The following is an 8,163-nucleotide window of genomic DNA, read 5'->3' as shown; positions in this document are numbered from 1 at the left end:
TAATAAAGATAAAAATAATTTAATGAACTAAAAAAATGGCTTTATTGCAATGGCCACACGAAAGGATTGACTTCGTCGAATTTCATTTCGTGCGGAAGCGGGGGATAAATTTTAAATCTTAAAAAAAGAAATATGCTTCAATAGTAGAGATTTACAAGGTTTTTACTTCATCAATTCATCAAATAGTCTTTTATAATTTTTAATTGCAATGAAAATTTTAATTAAAAAAAACGCTGAAAAATTTGCTGGTTTAAAAATTACGAGTTAGGTTTGCATCACAAAACAAAGAAAATGTACAATTCAATTATTATTTCTTCAATTATTATTTCGGGTGTGATTTCACATTCCGGGGAGGAATAATTTTGATGTAATCGAAAGATATATTTGAAAGCCTCCCGAGAAATCAGGAGGCTTTTTTTATGAAATTAAAACAAGAAAATGAATTTATATACCAACAATATTATTATCAGCATTATTATCAACTCGCCACCGTGAGAGATGCTGCTGTATGCCAAACTGTAAGCCTTTCTCATTTCGGGAAAGGCTTTTTTTTATTCCTAAAAATCAATTATCAACTCAATAAAAAAGTAAAAAACAATGTATTTCAACAACGAAACAGTCCTTTATCTGGACGGAAAATTTGTAAAAGCCACCGAATGTACAACCGATCTGTATGGTCAAACCCTTCATTATGGTTATGGTGCTTTTGAAGGCATCCGTTCTTACGAAACAGAACACGGAACCAAGGTTTTTAAAGCCGAAGAACATTACGAACGTTTAAAAAAATCCTGCGAACTGGTGAAAATTCCTTTGGATTATACAGTTCAAGAATTAGTTGAAGCCACCTACGAATTGCTGAAAAAAAACAATTTAAAGAATGCCTACATCCGACCGCTGGTATATTGCGCCCCAAATATGAGTTTGACAAAACCTACGAGCGTTTCGCTGATGATCGCTGTGTGGGATTGGGGAGCTTATTTAGGTGAAAAATTATTGCGCTTAACGGTTTCTTCCTATTGTCGTCCGCATCCAAAATCCATCCATATCGAAGCAAAAATCTGCGGTCATTATGTCAATTCTATCTTGGCAACTACCGAAGCAAAAGATAAAGGTTTTGATGAAGCCTTGCTGTTGGATAGCGATGGTTTTTTAGCTGAAGGTCCGGGAGCGAATTTATTTTTTGAAAAAGAGGGAAAATTATTCACGCCTCAATTGGGAAATATCCTTCCGGGAATCACCAGATCTACGGTTTTGGAATTAGCCGAACAATTAGGATTGGAAGTACAACAAGGAAATTTCACTAAAGAAGATTTATTACAAGCCGACAGCGCATTTTACTGCGGAACAGCTGCCGAAGTGGTGGGAATAGCATCGGTAGATGATTATCATTTTCCTCTGGAGTGGAAAAAATCCCTGGGCTACCAACTGCAGACCGCCTATGCTCAAAAAGTGAGAAACACCGTAAACACCTTAAATACAGAAACGGTATGAAAGCACTCAACACATATAGTAAAACCTTCACCCAAAATCCAGGACAGCCAGCTTCCAAGGCTATGCTCTACGGAATAGGGCTTACAGATGCCGATATGGAAAAAGCGCAGGTCGGAATTGTAAGCACGGGGTACGAAGGAAATACGTGCAATATGCACTTGAACGGTTTAGCCAAAACCGTAAAAAAAGGAGTTCAGGAAGCCGGTTTGGTTGGACTGATCTTTCATACCATCGGGGTGAGTGACGGAATGGCCAATGGAACCGACGGGATGCGCTACTCCCTTGTTTCCCGTGATGTAATTGCTGATTCCATCGAAACGGTGGTCAATGCACAGTATTATGATGCTGTTGCGGCAGTGGTGGGTTGCGACAAAAACATGCCGGGTTCTGTCATCGCTTTGGGCCGTTTGAACCGTCCGGGACTGATGGTGTATGGCGGCACTATTCATTCAGGAAATTATAAAGATAAAAAACTCAATATTGTCTCGGCTTTTGAAGCTTTGGGAGCAAAAATAAACAACAGTATTTCGGAGGAAGACTATAACGGAACCATCCGCTGCGCATGTCCCGGGGCGGGTGCCTGTGGAGGAATGTATACGGCCAACACCCTTGCTTCCGCGATCGAAGCTTTGGGGATGAGCCTGCCGTACAGTTCGTCTAATCCTGCGGTAGATGAGGTAAAACAAAGGGAATGTCTGGAGACAGGTGCAGCACTCCGTGTGTTGCTGGAAAAGGACATTAAACCATCAGATATTATGACCCCGAAAGCATTTGAAAATGCCCTTACCATGGTAGTGGTTTTGGGCGGTTCTACCAATGCGGTACTGCATCTAATCGCGATGGCAGATTCGGTTGGGTTGGAATTAAGCATTGATGATTTTCAGAAAATGAGTGATAAACTGCCGGTTTTGGGCGACTTAAAACCCAGCGGAAAATACCTGATGGAAGATCTGCACCAGGTAGGCGGCACCCCTGCCGTGATGAAATACCTGTTGGAAAAAGGCCTGCTTCATGGTGACTGTTTAACCGTTACCGGAAAAACAATGGCTGAAAATTTAGAAAACATTCCGGGATTAAGTCCAGGGCAAGAGGTATTCAGAACACTGGATCAGCCTGTAAAATCAACCGGACATTTACAGATTCTTTACGGAAACCTTGCCACCGAAGGAAGTGTTGCGAAAATCAGCGGTAAAGAAGGTGATTTTTTTGAAGGCAAAGCCAAAGTTTTCGACGATGAAGAAAGCACCAATACGGCCATCAAAAACGGTGAAATACAGAAAGGTGATGTGGTGGTAATCCGTTACTGTGGGCCAAAAGGAGGACCCGGAATGCCGGAAATGCTGAAACCAACTTCAGCTTTGATGGGCGCCGGTCTGGGAAATGATGTGGCCCTCATTACCGATGGGCGGTTTTCAGGAGGAACGCATGGATTCGTGGTCGGACACATTTGCCCGGAAGCTATTGAAGGAGGAAACATTGCTTTGGTTCAAAATGGTGATGTGATCACCATTGATGTGAAGAACAGACTGGTTAATCTGAAGGTAAGTGAGGCGGGACTGCAACACCGAAAATCACAATGGACTGCCCCACCGCTCAAAGTGAAAAGGGGCGTGCTGTACAAATATGCAAAATCTGTGTCCAGTGCTTCTACTGGCTGTGTAACCGATAAATAAAAACAATGGAAACAACAATATTATCAAAAAAAGACCAGAATAAATCCGTGCAAAAACAAAAAATGAACGGTTCTGAAGCGGTGATACAAAGTTTGAAAGCAGAAGGGGTAACCACTGTTTTCGGGTACCCGGGCGGCGCTATTATGCCGGTTTACGACGCACTTTTTCACCATGCGCAGGAAGTGAAGCACATCCTTACCCGCCACGAACAGGGGGCGATTCACGCAGCACAGGGTTTTGCCAGAACTTCGGGAAAAACAGGAGTCGTATTCGCCACTTCCGGCCCGGGCGCCACTAATTTAATCACCGGATTGGCAGATGCTTTAATAGATTCCACTCCTTTGGTCTGTATTACGGGGCAGGTGGCCTCGCATCTTTTGGGGACCGACGCTTTTCAGGAAACAGATGTCATGGGAATTTCAATGCCCGTGACAAAATGGAATTGCCAGGTAACGAAAGCAGAAGATATTGCTCCGATCCTGGCCAAAGCTTTTTACATCGCAGGTTCCGGGCGACCCGGTCCGGTACTGGTGGATATTACCAAAGATGCCCAGTTTGAGTCAGTGGATTTTCTGTACAGAAAGTGCTCCGCCGTCAGAAGTTACCAACCGGAAGTAAAACTAAATTTAGAACAGGTACAGACCGCGGCAGCGGTATTGAACAAAGCGAAAAAACCTCTGATGATTATCGGACAGGGAATTATGCTTGCCAATGCGGAAGAAGAACTGTTGACATTTGCTGAAAAAACCGGAATTCCGGTCGCCTCTACCCTACTGGGTTTAGGAGCGTTTCCAGGTCATCATCCTCTGTTTGTGGGAATGGTAGGAATGCACGGCAATTACGCACCGAACGTAAAAACCAATGAATGCGATGTCTTGCTGGCAGTCGGTATGCGTTTCGACGACCGGGTAACGGGTGATGTTTCGCGATATGCAAAACAGGCAAAAGTGATCCACATCGACATTGATGCTGCCGAAATCAATAAAATCATCAAAGCAGATATCGGGGTCTTAGCCAACGCTAAAGATGCCCTGACCGTATTAACTGAGTTGGCCGAGCAACAAAGTCATCAGAATTGGCTGGATGAATTTCATCATGCAAAACAAAATGAACTGGATGTATTGTCTGAAAACAGAAAAAAAGAATTTTCAGATGAGCTTAGAATGGATTTGGTAATTGATTTACTTTCCGGGAAAACCAACGGTAATGCAGTGATCGTCACCGATGTAGGGCAACATCAAATGATGGCGGCGCAGTTCTATCAATACAATCAAACCAAAAGCAATGTTACCTCCGGCGGATTGGGTACGATGGGATTTGCCCTTCCTGCAGCGATCGGAGCAAAAATGGCAAATCCTGAAAAGCAGGTTGTTGCCATCATTGGCGATGGTGGTTTCCAAATGACTTTACAGGAACTGGGAACAATTATGCAGAACAGTACCGGCGTGAAAATCATCATCTTAAACAATGGTTATTTAGGAATGGTGAGGCAATGGCAGCAAATGTTCTTTGAAAAAAGATATTCATTTACCGACATTCAAAGTCCGGATTTTGTTGCACTCGCGGCTTCGTACAACATCAGAGGAGAAAAAGTAGAAAAACAGGAAGATTTGAACGACGCACTGGACCGACTTTTAAACACAGAAAACGCCTTTCTGCTGGAGGTGAAAGTAGCCAGAGAAGACAATGTGTTCCCGATGGTGCCCACCGGCGCCTCTGTAGCTGAAATCCGATTACAATAATTTAAAAAAATGGACAAAATGGAAACCCCAGATCAAATTTTTACCGTATTCATATTTACGGAAAACACCATCGGCATGCTCAACCGTATTACCATCATCTTTACAAGACGCCATTTAAACATCGACAGCATCACGGCTTCGGAAACTGAAGTAAACAACGTCCACCGCTACACCATCGTTCTGAGAACTACAAGAGAAAAAATTGATAAAGTGGTGGGTCAGACAGACAAATTAATCGATGTGTTGAAAGTCTTTGTGCACACGGATGATGAAGTGGTACATCAGGAGATTGCGCTGTATAAAATAAAAACAACCGGATTTAAGTCAAACGATGTAGAGCAGGTAGTACGGCAAAACAGCGCGAAGATTCTTACGGTAGATCCCGATTTCATCATCATTGAAAAAACAGGACATAAAGCCGAAACCCAGGTTTTATTTGAAAAACTGAAACCATTTGGTATTCTGGAATTTGCCTGCTCCGGACGGGTGGCCGTAAGCAAACCGATGAAAGACTTAAGCACTTATTTAAAAGAATTAGAACTGAATTAAAAAAATCAATACTCAATGGCACAATTAAATTTTGGCGGCGTGACAGAAAATGTCGTAACCCGGGAAGAGTTTTCCCCTGAAAAAGCGAGAGAAATATTAAAAAACGAAACGGTAGCGGTCATCGGTTACGGAGTGCAGGGTCCGGGACAGGCCCTGAATCTGAAAGACAATGGAGTAAAAGTAATTGTCGGGCAAAGAAAAGGAACCAGGAGTTGGGAGAAAGCGCTAGCAGACGGGTGGGTGGAAGATGAAACCCTTTTCGATGTGGAAACCGCATGCGAAAAAGGAACGCTCCTTATGAATTTACTGTCGGATGCCGGGCAGATCCAGGCATGGGAAACCATGAAAAAACATTTGACCCCAGGGAAAGCGCTGTATTTTTCGCACGGATTTGGTGTTACTTTTCACGAAAAAACAGGCATCGTGCCGCCTAAAGATGTTGATGTATTTCTAGTGGCACCGAAAGGTTCAGGAACATCGCTGAGAACCTTATTTTTAAAAGGGCAAGGGTTAAACTCCAGTTATGCCGTTTTTCAGGATGCAACCGGAAAAGCTGAAGAAAAAGCGCTGGCATTAGGCATTGCCATCGGTTCGGGTTATCTGTTTGAAACCACTTTTCAAAAAGAGGTATACAGCGATCTGACCGGCGAACGGGGCGTTCTGATGGGGGCGATCGCAGGTGTTTTTGAGGCGCAGTACCAGGTGCTCCGCGAACGCGGACATTCGCCAAGTGAAGCCTTCAATGAAACCGTGGAAGAACTGACCCAAAGTCTGATGCCTTTGGTGGCGGAAAACGGAATGGACTGGATGTTTGCCAATTGCAGTACGACCGCACAACGCGGAGCACTGGACTGGAAAGGAAGATTCAGAGAAGCCACCACTCCTGTCTTTAATGAATTATATGACCATGTGCTGTCCGGAAAAGAAGCCGCAATTGTGATCGAAGCCAACAGCAAACCGGATTACAGAGAAAAACTCAACGAAGAACTCCACGAGATCCATCAAAGCGAACTTTGGCAAACCGGCATGCAAGTCCGAAAATTAAGACCTCAAACCACATGATCAATTTAGAAAGTATAAGAGCAGCAGCCGAAAACCTTAAAGGAGTGTCGGTTCATACGCCTCTTATGAAAAACGAAAACCTGAGCGAGCGGTTTGCCGCTCAGGTTTACTTAAAACGGGAAGATTTACAGCCGGTACGCTCCTATAAATTACGCGGTGCCTATCATAAAATAAGCAGCCTTAGTGAAAACGGTGCAAAATCCGGGGTGGTATGTGCAAGTGCCGGAAATCACGCCCAGGGCGTGGCTTTCGCGTGTAGAAAACTGAATATAAACGCGGTTATCTATATGCCTGTTACCACGCCGGCACAAAAAATAAAACAGGTAAAGCTCTTCGGCAAAGAACATATCGAGGTGGTACTGAAAGGCGATACTTTTGATGATGCCTACAATGAAGCACTTCAATACAGTCAGACAAAAAATGCAGTTTTCGTTCATCCGTTTGACGATGAATCCGTCATTTCCGGACAGGGAACGGTAGGTTTGGAAATTCTGGAAGATACCAAAGAGCCTATTGATTATATATTCTTTCCGGTGGGTGGTGGTGGGCTGGCTGCAGGAGTGGCGACGGTCTTTAAACAGTTAAGTCCGGAAACCAAACTCATAGGCGTGGAACCGGAAGGAGCTGCATCAATGAAAACATCACTGGAAAACGGTAAAAACACGGCATTAACCGATATCGATAAATTTGTAGACGGAGCTGCCGTAAAAAGAGTAGGTGATAAAACATTTGAAATCTGTCAGAAGCTTTTAGATGAAGTCATCGCGGTTCCGGAAGGGAAAGTCTGCTCTACGATTCTGCGGCTGTATAACGAAGAAGCCATTGTTGTAGAACCTGCGGGAGCGTTAAGCATTGCTGCGCTGGATCTGTACAGAACGCAGCTTGAAGGTAAAAATGTGGTGTGTATTGTGAGTGGCAGCAACAACGACATCACAAGAATGGAAGAAATAAAAGAGCGGTCTCTGATGTTTGAAGGTTTAAAACATTACTTTATCATTAAATTTCCGCAACGGCCAGGTGCATTAAAAGAATTTGTAAATGATGTACTGGGAGCACAAGATGATATTACCTATTTTCAGTTCACCAAAAAGAATAACCGGGAAGACGGGCCTGCGGTGGTGGGAATTGAACTGAAATCCCATTCAGATTTAGGTACGCTGGAGGAAAAAATGAAAAACAAAAAGATCAGCTATCAGCACCTGAATGAACAGAAGGAGCTGTTTACGCATTTAATTTTGTAGCGTTTGAAGGGAAGAGATCATCCGGCAAATGACAAATCTTAACGGTGAGGTGCGGGTCGCTTTTCTAAGTCATTTTTCTTGGAAGTGCTCTCAGCATTGGGGGAATTTTTTATTAATTTTTTAAATCTTAGACTCATACTTCATTTGTGAAATATCCATGGAAAAACTATCTATGAACTACTCATGAACTATCCATGAAGTATCCATGAAGCATCCATGAAGCATCTATAGAGATGACCAATTTGTGACCCGTCCTCAACTAACTACAAATATTTAGAACATCCTGAAAACGCTATATAACAGTACTTTTTACATCTGAAGGAGTGACTCTCTTGTATGTATCGGAAGTACAAAATTTAAGTTAAGATATAGAAAATATTGGCTTTTTTGACGCCAAATCTGTCT

At 43.1% G+C, this 8,163-nt stretch carries 6 protein-coding genes; all 6 read left to right on the top strand.

Annotation, left to right across the window (positions count from 1 at the left end; all coding sequences use genetic code 11):
- Positions 1-597 precede the first annotated feature (597 nt).
- The 6 genes from V5N63_RS10345 to ilvA are packed head-to-tail and all read left to right on the top strand — an operon-like array spanning position 598 to position 7,758.
- On the top strand, positions 598-1,491 hold the full coding sequence (locus tag V5N63_RS10345) for a branched-chain amino acid transaminase (RefSeq protein ID WP_332033876.1): 894 nt from the start codon (positions 598-600) through the stop codon (positions 1,489-1,491).
- Positions 1,488-3,164: a dihydroxy-acid dehydratase gene (gene ilvD / locus V5N63_RS10340; protein WP_332024176.1), complete on the top strand. Its 1,677-nt coding sequence runs from the start codon at positions 1,488-1,490 to the stop codon at positions 3,162-3,164. The genes V5N63_RS10345 and ilvD overlap by 4 nt, the downstream gene beginning before the upstream one ends.
- Before the next feature lie 5 nt (positions 3,165-3,169).
- On the top strand, positions 3,170-4,906 hold the full coding sequence (gene ilvB / locus V5N63_RS10335; RefSeq protein ID WP_332024164.1) for a biosynthetic-type acetolactate synthase large subunit: 1,737 nt from the start codon (positions 3,170-3,172) through the stop codon (positions 4,904-4,906).
- An 18-nt stretch (positions 4,907-4,924) separates the two neighbouring features.
- A complete protein-coding gene (gene ilvN / locus V5N63_RS10330) occupies positions 4,925-5,455 on the top strand; it encodes an acetolactate synthase small subunit (RefSeq protein WP_332024166.1) in 531 nt (176 codons plus the stop codon).
- A gap of 15 nt (positions 5,456-5,470) precedes the next feature.
- A complete protein-coding gene (gene ilvC, locus V5N63_RS10325; RefSeq protein ID WP_332033875.1) occupies positions 5,471-6,517 on the top strand; it encodes a ketol-acid reductoisomerase in 1,047 nt (348 codons plus the stop codon).
- Positions 6,514-7,758, top strand: coding sequence for a threonine ammonia-lyase IlvA (ilvA, locus tag V5N63_RS10320; protein WP_332033874.1), 1,245 nt, complete (start codon positions 6,514-6,516; stop codon positions 7,756-7,758). Before ilvC ends, ilvA begins: the two co-directional genes overlap by 4 nt.
- The last annotated feature ends 405 nt before the right edge of the window (positions 7,759-8,163 follow it).

It is taken from the genome of Kaistella sp. (assembly GCF_032060305.1).
Classification (GTDB): Bacteria; Bacteroidota; Bacteroidia; order Flavobacteriales; family Weeksellaceae; genus Kaistella; species Kaistella yananensis.
This window is presented reverse-complemented; position numbering and strand designations above follow the sequence as displayed.

Bases quoted from the DNA above. Each gene is read 5' to 3' on its own strand.
- V5N63_RS10345 (WP_332033876.1), top strand. From the start codon at position 598: ATGTATTTCAACAACGAAACAGTCCTTTATCTGGACGGAAAATTTGTA.
- ilvD (WP_332024176.1), top strand. From the start codon at position 1,488: ATGAAAGCACTCAACACATATAGTAAAACCTTCACCCAAAATCCAGGA.
- ilvB (WP_332024164.1), top strand. From the start codon at position 3,170: ATGGAAACAACAATATTATCAAAAAAAGACCAGAATAAATCCGTGCAA.
- ilvN (WP_332024166.1), top strand. From the start codon at position 4,925: ATGGAAACCCCAGATCAAATTTTTACCGTATTCATATTTACGGAAAAC.
- ilvC (WP_332033875.1), top strand. From the start codon at position 5,471: ATGGCACAATTAAATTTTGGCGGCGTGACAGAAAATGTCGTAACCCGG.
- ilvA (WP_332033874.1), top strand. From the start codon at position 6,514: ATGATCAATTTAGAAAGTATAAGAGCAGCAGCCGAAAACCTTAAAGGA.